General features: G+C 63.4%; 18 protein-coding genes. 13 read left to right on the plus strand and 5 right to left on the minus strand.

The annotated features are described in order from the left end of the window. The first annotated feature begins 29 nt into the window (after positions 1-29). From ctaD to ACFX5Q_RS09445, 12 genes are all read left to right on the plus strand, one after another. Positions 30-1682 (plus strand): cytochrome c oxidase subunit I, encoded by a 1653-nt coding sequence (gene ctaD / locus ACFX5Q_RS09390; protein WP_404277214.1) that lies wholly within the window; start codon positions 30-32, stop codon positions 1680-1682. Between the two features lie 73 nt (positions 1683-1755). Continuing rightward, complete coding sequence (locus ACFX5Q_RS09395; RefSeq protein ID WP_404277215.1) at positions 1756-2700, plus strand: heme o synthase; 945 nt, start codon at positions 1756-1758, stop codon at positions 2698-2700. Positions 2701-2702: 2 nt separating this feature from the next. Further along, complete coding sequence (locus tag ACFX5Q_RS09400) at positions 2703-2864, plus strand: hypothetical protein (protein WP_404277478.1); 162 nt, start codon at positions 2703-2705, stop codon at positions 2862-2864. 8 nt (positions 2865-2872) lie between these two features. Further along, a complete protein-coding gene (locus ACFX5Q_RS09405) occupies positions 2873-3496 on the plus strand; it encodes a cytochrome c oxidase assembly protein (RefSeq protein ID WP_404277216.1) in 624 nt (207 codons plus the stop codon). Between the two features lies 1 nt (position 3497). Beyond that, positions 3498-4379, plus strand: a complete 882-nt coding sequence (locus ACFX5Q_RS09410; RefSeq protein WP_404277217.1) for a cytochrome c oxidase subunit 3 — start codon at positions 3498-3500, stop codon at positions 4377-4379. 84 nt (positions 4380-4463) lie between these two features. Continuing rightward, complete coding sequence (locus tag ACFX5Q_RS09415; RefSeq protein WP_404277218.1) at positions 4464-4955, plus strand: murein L,D-transpeptidase family protein; 492 nt, start codon at positions 4464-4466, stop codon at positions 4953-4955. Positions 4956-4958: 3 nt separating this feature from the next. Further along, a complete protein-coding gene (locus ACFX5Q_RS09420; RefSeq protein WP_404277219.1) occupies positions 4959-5345 on the plus strand; it encodes a DUF983 domain-containing protein in 387 nt (128 codons plus the stop codon). Then, positions 5342-6097, plus strand: a complete 756-nt coding sequence (locus ACFX5Q_RS09425) for an SURF1 family protein (RefSeq protein WP_404277220.1) — start codon at positions 5342-5344, stop codon at positions 6095-6097. The genes ACFX5Q_RS09420 and ACFX5Q_RS09425 overlap by 4 nt, the downstream gene beginning before the upstream one ends. Positions 6098-6167: 70 nt before the next feature. Then, positions 6168-7178: a 4-hydroxy-3-methylbut-2-enyl diphosphate reductase gene (gene ispH / locus ACFX5Q_RS09430; protein WP_006206336.1), complete on the plus strand. Its 1011-nt coding sequence runs from the start codon at positions 6168-6170 to the stop codon at positions 7176-7178. A gap of 7 nt (positions 7179-7185) precedes the next feature. Continuing rightward, entirely contained in the window at positions 7186-8148 is a 963-nt protein-coding gene (locus ACFX5Q_RS09435) for a homoserine kinase (RefSeq protein WP_404277221.1), read from the plus strand. Between the two features lie 5 nt (positions 8149-8153). Next, the gene (gene rnhA, locus ACFX5Q_RS09440; protein ID WP_404277441.1) at positions 8154-8684 is read left to right on the plus strand and encodes a ribonuclease HI; all 531 of its coding nucleotides are present in this window, start codon (positions 8154-8156) and stop codon (positions 8682-8684) included. A gap of 39 nt (positions 8685-8723) precedes the next feature. Further along, complete coding sequence (locus ACFX5Q_RS09445; protein WP_404277222.1) at positions 8724-9326, plus strand: histidine phosphatase family protein; 603 nt, start codon at positions 8724-8726, stop codon at positions 9324-9326. A gap of 2 nt (positions 9327-9328) precedes the next feature. Here the strand turns inward: ACFX5Q_RS09445 and ACFX5Q_RS09450 are convergent, their stop codons facing one another. The 3 genes from ACFX5Q_RS09450 to ACFX5Q_RS09460 form a co-directional block, all read right to left on the minus strand. Next, the gene (locus ACFX5Q_RS09450; RefSeq protein ID WP_404277223.1) at positions 9329-9805 is read right to left on the minus strand and encodes a DUF2938 domain-containing protein; all 477 of its coding nucleotides are present in this window, start codon (positions 9803-9805) and stop codon (positions 9329-9331) included. A 99-nt stretch (positions 9806-9904) separates the two neighbouring features. Next, positions 9905-10381 (minus strand): peroxiredoxin, encoded by a 477-nt coding sequence (locus tag ACFX5Q_RS09455; protein ID WP_404277224.1) that lies wholly within the window; start codon positions 10379-10381, stop codon positions 9905-9907. Between the two features lie 124 nt (positions 10382-10505). Then, the gene (locus tag ACFX5Q_RS09460; protein WP_404277225.1) at positions 10506-11312 is read right to left on the minus strand and encodes a protein-disulfide reductase DsbD domain-containing protein; all 807 of its coding nucleotides are present in this window, start codon (positions 11310-11312) and stop codon (positions 10506-10508) included. A gap of 215 nt (positions 11313-11527) precedes the next feature. Between ACFX5Q_RS09460 and ACFX5Q_RS09465 the strand changes: the two genes are divergently transcribed. Next, positions 11528-12136, plus strand: a complete 609-nt coding sequence (locus ACFX5Q_RS09465) for a YqgE/AlgH family protein (protein WP_040584182.1) — start codon at positions 11528-11530, stop codon at positions 12134-12136. Between the two features lie 3 nt (positions 12137-12139). Here the strand turns inward: ACFX5Q_RS09465 and ACFX5Q_RS09470 are convergent, their stop codons facing one another. Next, on the minus strand, positions 12140-15028 hold the full coding sequence (locus tag ACFX5Q_RS09470; protein ID WP_404277226.1) for an EAL domain-containing protein: 2889 nt from the start codon (positions 15026-15028) through the stop codon (positions 12140-12142). A 3-nt stretch (positions 15029-15031) separates the two neighbouring features. Continuing rightward, entirely contained in the window at positions 15032-15628 is a 597-nt protein-coding gene (locus ACFX5Q_RS09475; RefSeq protein WP_404277227.1) for a GNAT family N-acetyltransferase, read from the minus strand. Positions 15629-15631: the final 3 nt, after the last annotated feature.

Genomic DNA, 15631 nt, shown 5'->3' on the forward strand with positions numbered 1-15631 from the left:
CGAAATAAGATCAGGGAACGGAGCCGAACATGGCAGACGCTGCAGCTCACGACGATCACGATCACAAGCCGTATCACGGCTGGGTCCGGTGGGTGTATTCGACCAACCACAAGGATATCGGTACGCTCTATCTGATCTTCGCGATCTTCGCCGGCATCGTCGGCGGCGCCCTGTCGGTCGTCATCCGCATGGAGCTGCAGGAGCCGGGCATCCAGATCTTCACCGGTCTGGCACAGATGGTCTACGGCATGAACGGCGATGCCGCGATCGACGGCGGCAAGAGTATGTACAACGCCTTCGGCACCGCGCACGCGCTGATCATGATCTTCTTCATGGTCATGCCGGCGCTCATCGGCGGCTTTGCCAACTGGATGGTGCCGATCATGATCGGCGCCCCGGACATGGCCTTCCCGCGCATGAACAACATTTCGTTCTGGCTGCTGCCGCCGGCCTTCATCCTGCTCATCGCTTCGGCCTTCATGCCGAGCGCGCCGGGCGCCTACGGCGTTGGTGGTGGCTGGACGCTCTATCCGCCGCTGTCGACCTCGGGTCAGCCCGGGCCGGCCATGGATCTGGCGATCCTGTCGATCCACATCGCCGGCGCCTCGTCGATCCTCGGCGCCATCAACTTCATCACCACCATCTTCAACATGCGCGCGCCGGGCATGACGCTGCACAAGATGCCGCTGTTTGCCTGGTCGGTGCTGATCACCGCCTTCCTGCTGCTGCTGTCGCTGCCGGTTCTGGCCGGCGGCATCACCATGCTGCTCACCGACCGCAATTTCGGCACCACCTTCTTTGTGCCGGACGGCGGCGGCGACCCGATCCTGTTCCAGCACCTGTTCTGGTTCTTCGGTCACCCGGAAGTCTACATCCTGATCCTGCCGGGCTTCGGCATCATCAGCCACATCGTCTCGACCTTCTCGAAGAAGCCCGTCTTCGGCTATCTCGGCATGGCTTACGCCATGGTCGCAATCGGTGCGGTGGGCTTCATCGTCTGGGCGCACCACATGTACACGACCGGCCTGTCGCTCGACACGCAGCGTTACTTCGTCTTCGCCACGATGGTCATCGCGGTGCCGACGGGCGTGAAGATCTTCTCCTGGATCGCGACGATGTGGGGCGGCTCGATTTCGTTCAAGACGCCGATGCTGTGGGCGCTGGGTTTCATCTTTCTGTTCACCATCGGTGGCGTCACCGGCGTCCAGCTGGCCAATGCCGGCCTCGACCGCTCGCTGCATGACACCTATTTCGTCATCGCCCACTTCCACTATGTGCTGTCGCTTGGCGCGGTCTTCGCCATCTTCGCCGGCTGGTACTACTGGTTCCCGAAGATGACCGGCTACATGTACTCGCCCGTCATCGCCAACACCCATTTCTGGGTGACCTTCGTCGGCGTCAACCTGATCTTCTTCCCGCAGCACTTCCTCGGCCTCGCCGGCATGCCGCGCCGCACCATCGACTATCCGGACGCGTTTGCCGGCTGGAACTGGGTGTCGTCCATGGGATCCTATATCTCGGCCGTCGGCGTGATGATCTTCCTCTATGGCGTGTTCGAAGCCTTCCAGAAGAAGCGGATCGCCGGCGCCAACCCATGGGGAGAGGGCGCAACGACGCTGGAATGGCAACTGCCTTCGCCGCCGCCGTTCCACCAGTGGGAACAGCTGCCGAAGATCAAGTAGGCGGCTGCTCGCGAATACGAAACCGCCGGCACGCCGGCGGTTTTGGCCAACGGAATGATGGACTTAAGTACGCATGGCCCTTGTCGACAAACCATTGATTGACGAAGCGGGCTTTCGCATGTCGGAAGCCACCGCGGGCGATTTCTTCGCCCTGCTGAAGCCGCGCGTCATGTCGCTGGTGGTGTTCACTGCCTTTGTCGGGCTGGTCGCGGCGCCCGTGACAATCAACCCGCTGCTGGCGGTGATCGCGATCCTGTCCATCGCCATCGGTGCCGGCGCCTCCGGCGCGCTCAATATGTGGTACGACGCCGACATCGATGCAATCATGACCAGGACCGCAAGCCGCCCCGTCCCTACCGGCCGCATCCAGCCCGGCGAGGCGCTGACCTTCGGCCTGGTGCTTTCCGTGCTGTCGGTGATGACGCTCGGCGTCCTGGTCAACTGGCTGTCGGCGAGCCTGCTGGCCTTCACCATCTTCTTCTACGCCGTCATCTACACGATGTGGCTGAAGCGCTGGACGCCGCAGAACATCGTCATTGGCGGTGCCGCCGGCGCCATTCCGCCCGTCATCGGCTGGGCCGCGGTGACCGGAACGATCAGCCTCGAAAGCCTTGTCCTGTTCCTGATCATCTTCCTGTGGACGCCGCCGCATTTCTGGGCGCTGGCGCTGTTCAAGTCCGAGGACTATGCCAGGGCCGGCATCCCGATGATGCCGAACGTCGCCGGCCAGGCTTCGACCCGGCGCCAGATCTTCGCCTACGCTCTGATTCTTGCGCCCATTGGCGTGCTGCCATGGGTTCTCGGCTTCACCACGCCGGCCTACGGTATCGCCGCGCTGCTGCTCGGCGCAGGCTTCGTCTGGTATGCGTGGAAGGTGCTGCGCATGAGCGACGGCGACCGCGAGATGAAGCCGGCCAAGGCATTGTTCGGCTACTCGCTGCTCTACCTCTTCGCCATCTTCGCCATTTACCTTGCCGACAGCGTCGTCAGTCGCGCGCTTGCCATCGGCGGAGCATGATCATGGTCGACAAGAAGCTCGAACTCATCACGTTGACGGAACGCCAGAGGAAAGCCCAGCGCAACCGCTCCGCTGCCATTGGGCTGGCGCTGGCGGTTCTTGTCGTCATCTTCTACGTCGCCACCATCGTGAAATTCGGTCATACCGGCGGCGCGTCGATGTGAGGCCGAAGATGACCCGCCAGACAGTCCCCGCAAAGAAAAACACCAACCGCGTTGTCGCGGGAGTCTGCATTGCCTTTTTCGCCGGCATGATCGGCATGGCCTACGCCGCCGTGCCGCTCTACGCGATGTTCTGCCAGGCGACCGGTTATGGCGGTACGACCAAACGCGCCACCCAGCAATACGCGAACCGCGTACTCGACCGCGATGTCGCCATCCGCTTCGACGCCAACATCGCCGGCGTTCCGTGGCAGTTCCAGCCGGTCACCCGTTCGATCACCATCAAGATCGGCGAGACGGTCCAGGCGCACTACACCGCGACCAACAAGTTCGACCGCCCCGTTACCGGCCGCGCGACCTTCAACGTGCAGCCGGAACTGGCGGGCCCCTACTTCAACAAGGTGGAGTGCTTCTGCTTCACCGACACGACGCTGAAGCCCGGCGAAACGCTGGACATGCCGGTCGTGTTCTACGTGGATCCCGACATCGTCAACGTGCCGGAACTGAAGGACTTGAAGACCATCACTCTGTCCTACACCATGTTCCCGGTCGAAAAGAACAAGCCGGTCGCGTCCTCAGCGCCGGCCGCAAGCAGCAACAAAGTTTCAGATACCGAAGCAAATCTCGGGGGTTGATATGGCCGACGCGCACGCAAAACCACAGCATGACTACCATCTCGTCGACCCGAGCCCGTGGCCCTTCCTGGGCTCCATCGGCGCGCTGGTGACCGCTATCGGCGGCGTCGCTTATATGCAGTATCTCAAGGCCGGCGATTTCCCGATCTTCGGCTACAACATCGCCAATCCGTGGCTGTTTTTCATCGGCCTCTTGATCGTTATCTACACGATGTTCGCCTGGTGGTCGGACACCATCAAGGAAGCGCATGAGGGCCATCACACCCGCGTTGTGTCGCTGCATCTGCGCTACGGCATGATCATGTTCATCGCTTCGGAAGTGATGTTCTTCGTCGCCTGGTTCTGGGCTTTCTTCGACGCCAGCCTGTTTCCCGGCGAGGTCCAGAATTACGCCCGCACCACCTTCACCGGCGGCGTCTGGCCGCCGAAGGGCCTCGAGGTCCTCGATCCCTTCCACCTGCCGCTCTACAACACCATCATTCTGCTGCTGTCGGGCACGACGGTCACCTGGGCGCACCATTCGCTGCTTCATGGCGACCGCAAGGGCCTGATCAACGGCCTGGTGCTGACCGTCGGCCTCGGCATCCTGTTCACCATGGTGCAGGCCTACGAATACATGCACGCGCCGTTCGCCTTCAAGGATTCCATCTATGGCGCCACCTTCTTCATGGCGACCGGCTTCCATGGTTTTCACGTCATCATCGGCACCATCTTCCTGGCTGTCTGCCTGCTGCGGGCCATGAAGGGCGATTTCACCCCCAAGCAGCATTTCGGCTTCGAGGCGGCGGCCTGGTACTGGCACTTCGTCGACGTGGTCTGGCTGTTCCTGTTCAGCGCGATCTATGTCTGGGCCTCGAACGGCGCGCTGATCGAAGGCCACTGACAGCTTTCGCTCGGAAATCGACAGGGCGGCCGCGGCGACGTGGCCGCCTTCTTCATTTCGGCATAATCATCGCCGATCGATGGTATGCGTTCGAGACACCTTTTTGTCATTTGTGCCGGCTTTGTCGCGGCAGCCCCAGCCTTCGCAATTGAACGCGTCGACCTGGTGCGCGTCGACAAGTCGGAGCGGCGGCTGGAACTCGTCGGCGACGGCAAAATATTGCGCACCTACGGCATCGCGCTGGGTGGCGACCCCGTCGGGCACAAGCACAGTGAAGGTGACCAGCGCACACCCGAGGGGCGCTATGTGCTGGATTGGCGCAACCCCGACAGCATCGCGCACAAGTCGATCCACATCTCCTATCCGAATGCCGAGGAGATGGCGGCTGCCAAGGCGGCCGGCGTCGAACCCGGCGGCATGATCATGATCCATGGCCAGCCCAACGGCTATGGCTGGTGGGGCTGGCTGCTTCAATTGGTCGACTGGACCGACGGCTGCATTGCCGTTACGGACTCCAATATGGATGAAATCTGGACCATGGTGGCCGATGGAACGCCAATCGAGATCGAGCCGTAGAGCATGAGCGACGACAAGGCGATCTGGCCACCCATCGAGCCGATCTCGGCCGGCCTGCACGGCCGCTGTCCGCGCTGCGGCGAGGGCCGGCTGTTTTCCGGGTTCCTGACCGTCGGCAAGCGCTGCATGAATTGCGGCCTGGATTATTCCTACGCCGATGCCGGCGATGGACCGGCGGTGTTCGTCATCCTGATCATCGGCTTCATTGTCGTCGGGCTGGCGCTCTGGGTGGAAGTGACGCTGAGCCCGCCGCTGTGGCTGCATCTGCTGGTCTGGATACCGCTGGCGCTGGTGCTGTGCCTGACGGCGCTCAGGCTGATCAAAGGCGTGCTGTTGACGCTGCAATACGCCAACAAGGCGGCCGAGGGCCGGCTGGACCGCGGCGAATGAGCCAAGCATCGGCCAAGAGTTCCGGCCGTTCGCGGCCGAAGACGGCATTGCTGCTCGGCCTCGGCCTGGTCGTGTTCGTCATCCTTCTGGCGCTCGGCACCTGGCAGATCCAGCGCCTGCACTGGAAGGAAGGTCTTCTCCAGACCATCGACCAGCGCACGCATTCGGCGCCGCGGCCGCTGGCCGAGGTCGAAACCCAGTTCGCTTCCTCTGGTGATGTCGACTACACGCCGGTGACGGTGTCGGGCACTTTCCTGCACCAGGGCGAGCGGCACTTCTATTCGACCTGGGACGGTGCTGCCGGTTTCGACGTCATCACGCCTTTGCAACTGGATGACGGCCGTTTCGTGCTGATCAACCGCGGCTTTGTTCCCTATGACCTCAAGGACGCCGCCAAGCGCCCTCTAGGGCAGGTGGCAGGCAAGGTGACGGTGACCGGGCTCGCCCGCAACCCGCTGCTGGCGAAGCCGTCGATGATGCTTCCAGACAACGATATCCAGAAGAACATCTTTTACTGGAAGGATCGCGATGCGATGTCGGCGAGCGCCGGCCTGCCGGCCGCAGCCCGGCTGGTGCCGTTCTTCATCGATGCCGACAAGACACCAAACCCCGGCGGCCTGCCGGTCGGCGGCGTCACCATCATCGACCTGCCCAACAGCCATCTGCAATACGCTTTCACCTGGTACGGCCTTGCCGCTGCCCTTGCCGGCGTCCTCATCTTCAGGCTTCGCCGTCCGGCGAAAGCGGAATGATCGTTGCCGCCGCCCTTGACAGGGCAGGGGTGCGCACCTCATTTCGGCTCTGAACAACCGGCCCGGATTCATGCTTCACACCACGACCAAGCCCCCATTGACGATCAGGCTCTGCCAGCCGCGCGGCTTTTGCGCCGGCGTCGACCGCGCCATCCAGATCGTCGTGCTGGCGCTGAAGAAATACGGCGCGCCGGTCTATGTCCGCCACGAGATCGTCCACAACCGCTACGTCGTCGAAGGCCTGCAGAGCCTGGGTGCCGTCTTCATCGAGGAACTGTCGGAGATCCCGGCCGAGCATCGCCAGAGCCCGGTCGTGTTTTCGGCGCATGGCGTGCCGAAATCGGTGCCGGCCGATGCGCAGGCCCGCAACCTGTTCTATCTCGACGCCACCTGTCCGCTGGTCTCCAAGGTCCACAAGCAGGCGATGCGCCACCAGCGGCTTGGCCGCCATGTGCTTTTGATCGGCCATGCCGGGCACCCTGAAGTGATCGGCACCATGGGTCAGCTGCCGGACGGCGCCGTCACGCTGATCGAGACCGAGGCGGACGCCGCGAAGCTTGCGCCTGCCGATCCCGAGGCACTCGGCTTCGTCACCCAGACGACGCTGTCGGTCGAGGACACCGCCGGCATCATCCGGGCATTGCAGGATCGCTTTCCCGCGCTGCATGCGCCGGCAGCGGAATCGATCTGCTATGCCACCACCAACCGCCAGGAGGCGGTCAAGGAAACCGCGGCGGGTGCCGATCTCTATCTGATCGTCGGCGCGCCCAACTCGTCCAATTCGCGGCGTCTTGTCGAAGTCGCGGAACGCGCCGGCGCCACGATGTCGCTTCTCGTGCAGCGCGCTTCTGAAATTCCGTGGAATGACATCGCCGGCATCTCGACGCTCGGCCTGTCGGCCGGCGCGTCGGCGCCGGAAATCATCGTCGACGAAATCATCGATGCCTTCCGCCAGCGCTTCGATGTGACGATCGATCTGGCGATCACGGCAACGGAAACGGAGGACTTTCCTGTCATGCGGGTTTTGCGCGATGTCGAACTGACGAAGGCCGACATGGCTTTCGTCAACGGAGCCGCGTGAACAGCCAATGGCGGTCTACACCGATGTCAGCGAGGGCGAGCTCGGCACGTTCCTGCAGGCCTATCCGGTCGGCGAACTCCTGTCCTACAAGGGCATTGCCGAAGGCACCGAGAATTCGAATTTTTTGCTGCACACGACGAGCGGTTCCTACATCCTGACGCTTTACGAGAAGCGCGTCGACAAGGCCGACCTGCCGTTCTTTCTGGGCTTGATGGGCCATCTCGCCAGGAAGGGCATTTCCTGCCCGCTTCCGGTGACCGCGCATGACGGCACCGTCATCGGTGCGCTGGCCGGCCGCCCGGCGGTCATCATCACCTTCCTCGAGGGCTTGTCGCTGCGCCGGCCGACGGCGGCGCATTGCGGCGAGGTTGGCAAGGCGCTGGCCGAACTGCATCTTGCCGGCCAGGATTTTTCGATGAGCCGGCCGAACGCGCTTGCCATAGATGGCTGGCGCAAGCTGTGGAACGCCTCCCATGCCCGCGCCGAGGAAGTCGAGCCGGGGCTGGCGGCGGAGGTCGATGCCGATTTCGCCGATTTCGAGCGCAGCTGGCCGAAGGACCTGCCGCAAGGCATAATCCATGCCGACCTTTTTCCCGACAATGTCTTCTTCCTCGGCGAGAAACTGTCCGGGCTGATCGACTTCTATTTCGCCTGCGACGATCTCTATGCCTACGACGTCGCCACATGTCTCAATGCCTGGTGCTTCGAGAAGGATTTTTCGTTCAACCTGACCAAGGGCACCGCGCTGCTGGCGGGTTACCAGAGCGTTCGGCCCCTGAGCCCCGAGGAGAAAGCCGCGCTGCCGATCCTGGCGCGCGGATCGGCGCTGCGCTTCATGCTGACGAGGCTCTATGACTGGCTGACTATTCCCAACGGCGGGCTGGTCATGAAGCGCGACCCGACCGAATATATCCGCCGCATGCGTTTCCACCGGGCGATCCGATCCCCTTCCGAATACGGGCTGACATGACTGACATCACCAAGCGGGTTGAAATCTTCACCGATGGCGCCTGTTCGGGCAATCCGGGACCCGGCGGCTGGGGAGCGATCCTGCGCTTCAACGGCAAGACCAAGGAACTGTCGGGCGGCGAGGCCGAGACGACCAACAACCGCATGGAACTGCTCGCTGCCATCTCGGCGCTCAATGCGCTGAAGGAGCCGTGCGCGGTCGACCTTCACACCGACAGCAAATATGTCATGGACGGCATTTCCAAGTGGATCCATGGCTGGAAGAGGAACGGCTGGAAGACCGCCGACAAGAAGCCGGTCAAGAACGGTGAGCTCTGGCAGGCGCTGGACGAAGCCAACAGGCGCCATCAGGTGACCTGGAACTGGGTCAAGGGCCATGCCGGCCATGCCGAGAACGAGCGCGCCGACGAACTGGCGCGCGAAGGCATGGCGCCGTTCAAGAAGGGCCTGTCAAGGCCTACAGTGACGCCGCAGCCAGCTGCACAGGCAAAGCCACCGGCGGTCGCAAAGGCGCGGCGTTCGAACCAGAGTTATTGAATTCGGGCGCCTCCGCTGACTGGCAGAAAGACCTCCATCGTGCCTGTCGCATACTATATCACGCATCCCCAGGTTCAGATCGATGCCGGCATTCCGGTGCCGCAGTGGGGGCTATCCGACATCGGGCGAGCGAGAGCCTCCGCAATGCTCGACCAGCCATGGGTCGGGTCGATCCGGCGTATCGTGTCGTCAGGGGAACGCAAGGCTATGGAAACCGCCGAGATCCTCGCAGGGCATCTGCGCCTTGCGGTCGAGGTCAGGGAACGTATGCATGAGAACGACCGGTCGGCAACGGGCTTTCTGCCGCCGCCGGAGTTCGAAGCCGTTGCGGACCAGTTCTTCGCCAATCCACACAGCAGCATTCGCGGATGGGAGCGGGCCATCGACGCCCAGCATCGTGTTGTGAGCGAGGTCGAAGCCGTGCTTGGCGCCAACGGCGCCGACGATATTGCCTTCGTGGGCCATGGCGGCGTGGGAACGCTGCTGCTGCTTTCTCTCAGCGGCCGGGAGATCAGCCGCGAAGCGGATCAGCCGGCGGGCGGCGGAAACTACTTCGCTTATGATATCGGAGCCCGCCGCGTTCTTCACGGTTGGCGACCGATCGATGGCGCGGTGCAACGCGTTGACGACCAATTCAGCTGAATTCAGCGGATCAGCAGCGCCGTGCCGTAGAGCCCAAGCGCGAACACGGTGTGCGACACCAGGTTGAGCGCCCGGATCTGCATCGGATTGGGGCGCTTTGAGGCTGCCCAACCGGCACCCATGCCGGGTGAGAGCAGGAACCAGCCGGCGCCGACGGTCACCATACCGAGGGTGAATGCCGGCAGGAAGGTCGGCGCGGCAAGCCACGCCGTTCCCGCAAGAAGGACGAGGATGATTCCATAGGCGATGCCGACGGCATAGTGGAAAGCCCAGCCCAGCGCCACTTCCTGTGCGTAGGTCGAGGCCTCCGCGATGTCGTCGTGAAACACCTTGTTCCTCAAGTGCCAGACCCAGCGGCCGACCGGCCCCCAGTTCGGCCGCGGCTGGCCAAAGGCCACATGAAGGAAGAAGGCCCAGATATCCATCAGCACCGTCGCGCCAATGCCGATCGCCATGCTGCGCCAGACAATATCGAACATCGCCGAAGTCCCCCCAAAAGTGAAAATCCAGAAGCACCTACACGCGCGCGACCGTCACGCCAAGGCGAACCTGACGACCTTCATGACTGCCCTGGAGGCTCAGAGCTGTCCCAGGATATGCGCCGCACCCGACTCGTCGACACCTGGCTTGGTCTCGACATTGAACGCGGTGACCTTGCCGTCGTCGACGATCATCGAAAAGCGCCTCGAGCGCAGCCCCATACCGTCGCTGGCGTAGTCGAGGCCGACCGACTTGGCAAAATCGCCATTGCCGTCGGCGAGATAGAGGATCTTGCCCTCGCCGCCGGTGAAGCGCGCCCACGCGCCCATGACATGCACATCGTTGACCGAAACGACTGCGATGGTGTCGACCCCACGCGCGAGGATAGCGTCATGGTTCTCCAGATAGCCGGGCAGGTGGTTGTTGCTGCAGGTCGGCGTGAAAGCGCCGGGAACGCCAAACAGCACGACCTTCTTTCCGGCGAAGATCTCGGCCGCCGTGATCGGCTTGGCGCCGTCGTTGGTCATCGTCTTGAAGGTCGCGTCGGGCAGCTTGTCGCCAACGGAGATGGTCATGGATGCCTCGTTCAATGTGTGGGGAAGGGACCTGTCCTTGCGATAGCGAAGTCGGGCGTCGCCCGCAACCGCCATGGCGCCTGGCGCAATGGATGTTACAGTCTGCGCATCTGCGGCTCTGCCATCACGGGAAAGGCAGCATGCCTTCGACCGCGCCTTCGGCACTTGTCAGCGTGTAGTAGAGGCCGCCATCGGTCGGTGTCGTCGACGGCCGGTCGAGGATTGGCACTGTGAACAACAGCTTGCCATCTTTCTCGCTGCGAACCGGGGCACCGAACATGTAGTCTCTTTCACCGGCGACGAAGAAGTCGGCGGCTTCCGGGTCGCCTGGAAAGCTCGCCTCGACGATCAGTGTCTCGTGGTCGCCGGGCAGCACGTTGATGCCGAAATCGGGCCGTGGAGCAGCCGGCAGGGTGGCAAGCGCCGCCTTCACCTGTGCAGCGTCCTTGGCATTGTCCGGATCGGCCCCGGGATCGACGCTGAGCCTTGTCTGCACCGGAATGCAGATCGTCTCGCAAATGCCGAGGAAAATGTTGGCGTCGATGACCGCCGGCTGATCCGGCGCCGACAGCGTGAAGGTAATCGGCAGCGAAACGGGATGGTCGTAGCCGGCCCACTTGCCGTAACCGTCGTCGTGACGTTGCGGCGGCGGAAACGAAAACCGCGCGTCGGAGATGTTGGTGCTGGCCGAGATGTCGATCTGCGGTGGCACGCCGGCGTCGCCAGGGTCGCGCCAATAGGTTTTCCAGCCGGGCTTGAGCGCAATGTCGAGCACGCCCTGGATACGTCCGGCTTCGTCGGGCTTGCCGCTGGTCACAAGCCGTACCTTGCCGCCCTCGCTGTTGTACCAGACCGAGGAGGAGGCCAAGGCCGGAAGGCCCGTTCCCAAGACGACAGCAGTGCTGGCGAGCAGGATTTTCAAGCTTTGCATGGCCGTGATTTGATCGTCCGTTCGTGGCAGCGCAATGATCTCATGACCCATTCGGTATCATATTTGCGTGACATCACAGCTAGGGTTGTTGGAGTTGGACTTTCAGCCCGACGATGCGCGATCCGCGAGTTCATCTGCTCCGGGCACGGTCGGCCGACCTCAAATCGCGCGAGGCGCATCTTTTCGGCGCCCCGGAAACGCGTTACCCTCACGTCATGGACTTGTTGCGCCACAAGAAGACGGCTGCTGGACGCGGCTTTCTCGACGACCAGTTCCTGATTGCCATGCCCGGCATGAAGGACGACCGTTTCACGCGCTCCGTCATCTACGTTTGCGCCCACAGCGACGAGGGCGCGATGGGCCTCATCATCAACCAGACGCAGCAGATGCTGTTTCCGGACCTTCTGGTGCAGCTCGGCATCATGAACGAGCAGGAGGCGATACGCCTGCCGGCGCAGGCGCGCGACTTCGTCGTGCGCAATGGCGGGCCGGTCGACCGCAGCCGCGGCTTTGTCCTGCATTCCGGCGACTACCGGGTTGAATCGTCGCTCAGCGTCTCCGACGACATCTGCCTGACCGCGACCGTCGATATACTGCGCGCCATTTCGTCGGGCCGCGGGCCTCGCCGCGCGCTCATGGCGCTCGGCTATTCGGGCTGGGGTGCAGGCCAGTTGGAAAGCGAGATCGCCGAGAACGGATGGCTGACCTGCCCGGCCAGCCCCGAGCTTCTGTTCGACGCCGACATCGAGCGCAAATACGACCGCATCCTCGCCTCGATCGGCATCGATCTGGCGCATCTCAGCCTGGCCGCCGGTCACGCCTGAACATCACGCCTGAGTAAGCGGATACTGTTCCTTCAGCGTCTTCAGCACTTGGTCGCCTGGCATCGGCGCGCCGAACATGAAGCTCTGCACATATTCGCAGCCCATCTGGCGCAGCTCCAGCGCATCGCTCTCGTCGGAGATGCCTTCGGCGACCACCGACAGACCAAGTTCGTGCGCCATGTGGACCATGGATTTCAGCAGCACCGCGCGCTTCGGCGTCTTATCGTCAACGAAGCTCTTGTCGATCTTGATGGTGTCGAAGGGGAAGCGCGTCAGGTAGGACAGTGACGAATATCCGGTGCCGAAATCGTCCAGCGACAGGCCGATGCCGAGCTGCTTCAGCTTGTTCAGCACATGCGATGTCTGCTCGGGATTGTCCATCACCAGCGATTCGGTAAGTTCCAGCCGGAAGCAGCGCGGCTTCAGATTGGCGCGCGCGATGACGGAGCGGACGTCGCTGACCAGATCGCGGCGGATGAGCTGGCGGCTGGAGAGGTTGACCGAAACCGACAGCGGCGCATCGCCGATCTGCTTTTGCCAGGTCGCCAGGTCCTCGGCCGCCTGCTGCATGGCGAACAGGCCAAGCTGCACGATCAGGCCGCAGTTTTCGGCGACGGGGATGAAATCCCCCGGCGGGATCATGCCGCGGCGGGGATGGTCCCACCTGAGCAGCGCCTCGAAGCCGGCGACGCTGCCGTCCTCCAGGCGCACGATCGGCTGGTAGGCGAGCGTGAATTCGCGCCGTTCGATGGCGCGGCGCAGGTCGGATTCGAACTGCAGCCTGTCGGTGCCGACAGTGCGGAAGGCGGGCCGGAACGGCTCGATCCTGTCGCCGCCGAAGCGCTTGGCCTGGTGCATGGCAAGCTCGGCGTCCTTGACCATGTCCTCGGCCGAGGTCTGCGCCGTGGTCCAGGTGATCAGCCCGATCGATGCGGTGAGCACGATCTCGCGCTTGGCGAAGGTGATCGGGTTGTTGATCGCATGCTTGATGGCGTCCGCCACTGCGGCGATTCGGGCCGGGTCCTGTTCCGACAGAAGCATCAGCGCGAACTGGTCGCCGGCAAAGCGCGACAGCGAATCCTTGGGCTTCAGCAGCCGGTGCAGCCGGCGCGCGATGGTCAGCAGGATCGTGTCGCCGGCCGAAATGCCCAGACCGTCATTGACCTGCTTGAAGCGGTCGATGTCGATGACGAAGACCGTCGGGCGCACCTTCTCCTCGGTGCGGGCGATCGAGATGATCGCCTCCAGCCGGTTCATGAACAATTCGCGGTTCGGCAGGCCTGTCAGATTGTCGTGCACGGCATCGTGCAGCAGCCTTTCCTCGGACTTCTTCTGCTCGGTCACGTCGACCATGGTGCCGACGCAGCGGATCACTTCGCCATCCGAGCCGATCACCGGCCGGGCGCGCAGCGAGAACCAGTGATAGTGGCCGTCGGCGCCGCGCAGGCGGAAATTCTGCGAGACCCGGCCGCGCCGGTGCTCCAGCACCACGTCGAGCGTGGTGCGGAATGTGTCGCGGTCGTCGGCGTGCAGGACTGGCAGCCAGTTGCGGGCGGCGCCGCCGAGGCTGTTGGGCGCCAGGCCAAGCTGCACGCTGACATCGGGTTTTGTCACCACGCGGTCGCGCAGCACGTCCCAGTCCCAGACGATGTCGCCTGATCCGGCGACGGCCAGCGCCTGCCGCTCGAGGTCGGAGAACAGGCCCTGATGCAGCGCGCCGCCGGCAAAGGCATGCTGCATGACGGTGAAGCCGATCAGCAGGATGATCAGGATAAGCCCGCCGCCGAGTGCCGGCTGGGCGATGTCGTTGTCGAGCATGCCGGTGATCGCCATCCACGACCCGCATAGCCATAACAGCACCATCACCCAACTGGGCACCAGCATGATGGCGCGGTCGTAGCCGCGTATGCCGAGGAAGATGATCAGGCCGAGCCCGGTCACCGCGGTGGCGGCGAAGGACAGCCTGGCGATGCCAGCCGCGACCGCCGGATCGATGATGGCGACGCCCGCGATCAGCACCAGCCCGAGGATCCAGACCAGCGCGCCGTAGCTGAAATGGCCGTGCCATCGGTTGAGGTTGAGATAGGCGAACAGGAACACCACGAAGGTCGCCGCAAGCGCCACCTCCGTTCCGGCCCGCCACATCTGCTCATTACCCGGCGATATCTCGATGACCTTGTTGAGGAAGCCGAAATCGACGCAGATATAGGCAAGCACCGCCCAGGCCAGCGCTGCGGTCGCCGGGAACATCGAGGTTCCCTTGACGACGAAAAGGATGGTCAGGAACAGCGCCAGCAGGCCGGCGATGCCGATGACGATGCCGCGAAACAGCGTGTAGGAATTGACCGAGTCCTTGTAGGATTCCGGATCCCACAGATAGACCTGCGGCAGTTTCGGCGAGGCGAGCTCGGCGATGAAGGTGATCACCGTGCCGGGGTTCAGCGTCACCCGGAACACGTCGGCGTCGGGGCTGGTCTGGCGGTCAAGCGCGAAGCCTTCGCTGGGCGTGATGGCGGCGATGCGGGTCGAGCCGAGATCGGGCCAGAAGATGCCCGAATTCACCAGCCGGAAATGCGGCGCCACGATCAGCCGGTCGAGCTGCTGGTCGGTGGTGTTGGCCAGCGCGAACACCGCCCAGTCGCCGGTCGAGCGCGCGTCATTGGCCTCGACCTCGATGCGCCTGACGATGCCGTCGGGTCCTGGCGCGGTCGAGACCTGGAAATTTTCGCCCTGGTTCCGGTAGATTTCGACGGCGCCGGACAGGTCGAGCGCCACGTCGTCGCGGGCGATCTTGATCGGCTCGACGGCGAAGGCCGAAGACGCCGTGCAAAGCGTCACGATCGTCGCCAAGAGGAGCGCGAACAACGAGCCGATTCGCAGGAAATTCGTCAAAAATCAGCCCTTCGTTCCAGCGCCCGGCGGATCGTCCGCGATCCGGGCGTAGAGGTAGTGGTCCTGCCAGATGCCATTGATCCTGAGATAGGATCGCAGAAGTCCTTCGCGCCGGAATCCGGCTTTTTCAAGCACGCGGATCGACCGGGCGTTGTCGGGAATACAGGCAGCCTCGATCCGGTGCAACCTCAGCGTATCGAAGGCGAATTGCGACACCAGCTTGACAGCTTCGGTCATCAGGCCGCGGCCGCCATAGCGCTCACCGATCCAGTAGCCGATATGGCCGCTTTGCGCGACGCCGTGGCGGATGTTGCCGAGCGTGATGCCGCCGGCAAGCTTGCCGCTGCTCTTCTCGAAGATGAAGAAGGCGATGGCCGTGCCTTGCGCATAGTCCTCGCGGTAGCGGCTGATGCGCAGCCGCCATGCCGTGCGGTCAAGCTCGTCAGTCGTCCAGCGCGGCTCCCACGGCTCCAGGAAGGTGCGGCTTTCGCCGCGCAGCGCCGACCATTCGCGGTAGTCGTTGGTCAGCGGCACGCGCAGCGTAATCCGGTCACCCTTCAGTGCCGGCAGATCGCGGCGAAAGAAAGGGAGCGCGAACATGGC

It is taken from the genome of Mesorhizobium sp. IMUNJ 23033 (assembly GCF_044778005.1).
GTDB classification, from domain to species: Bacteria; Pseudomonadota; Alphaproteobacteria; order Rhizobiales; family Rhizobiaceae; genus Mesorhizobium; species Mesorhizobium amorphae_A.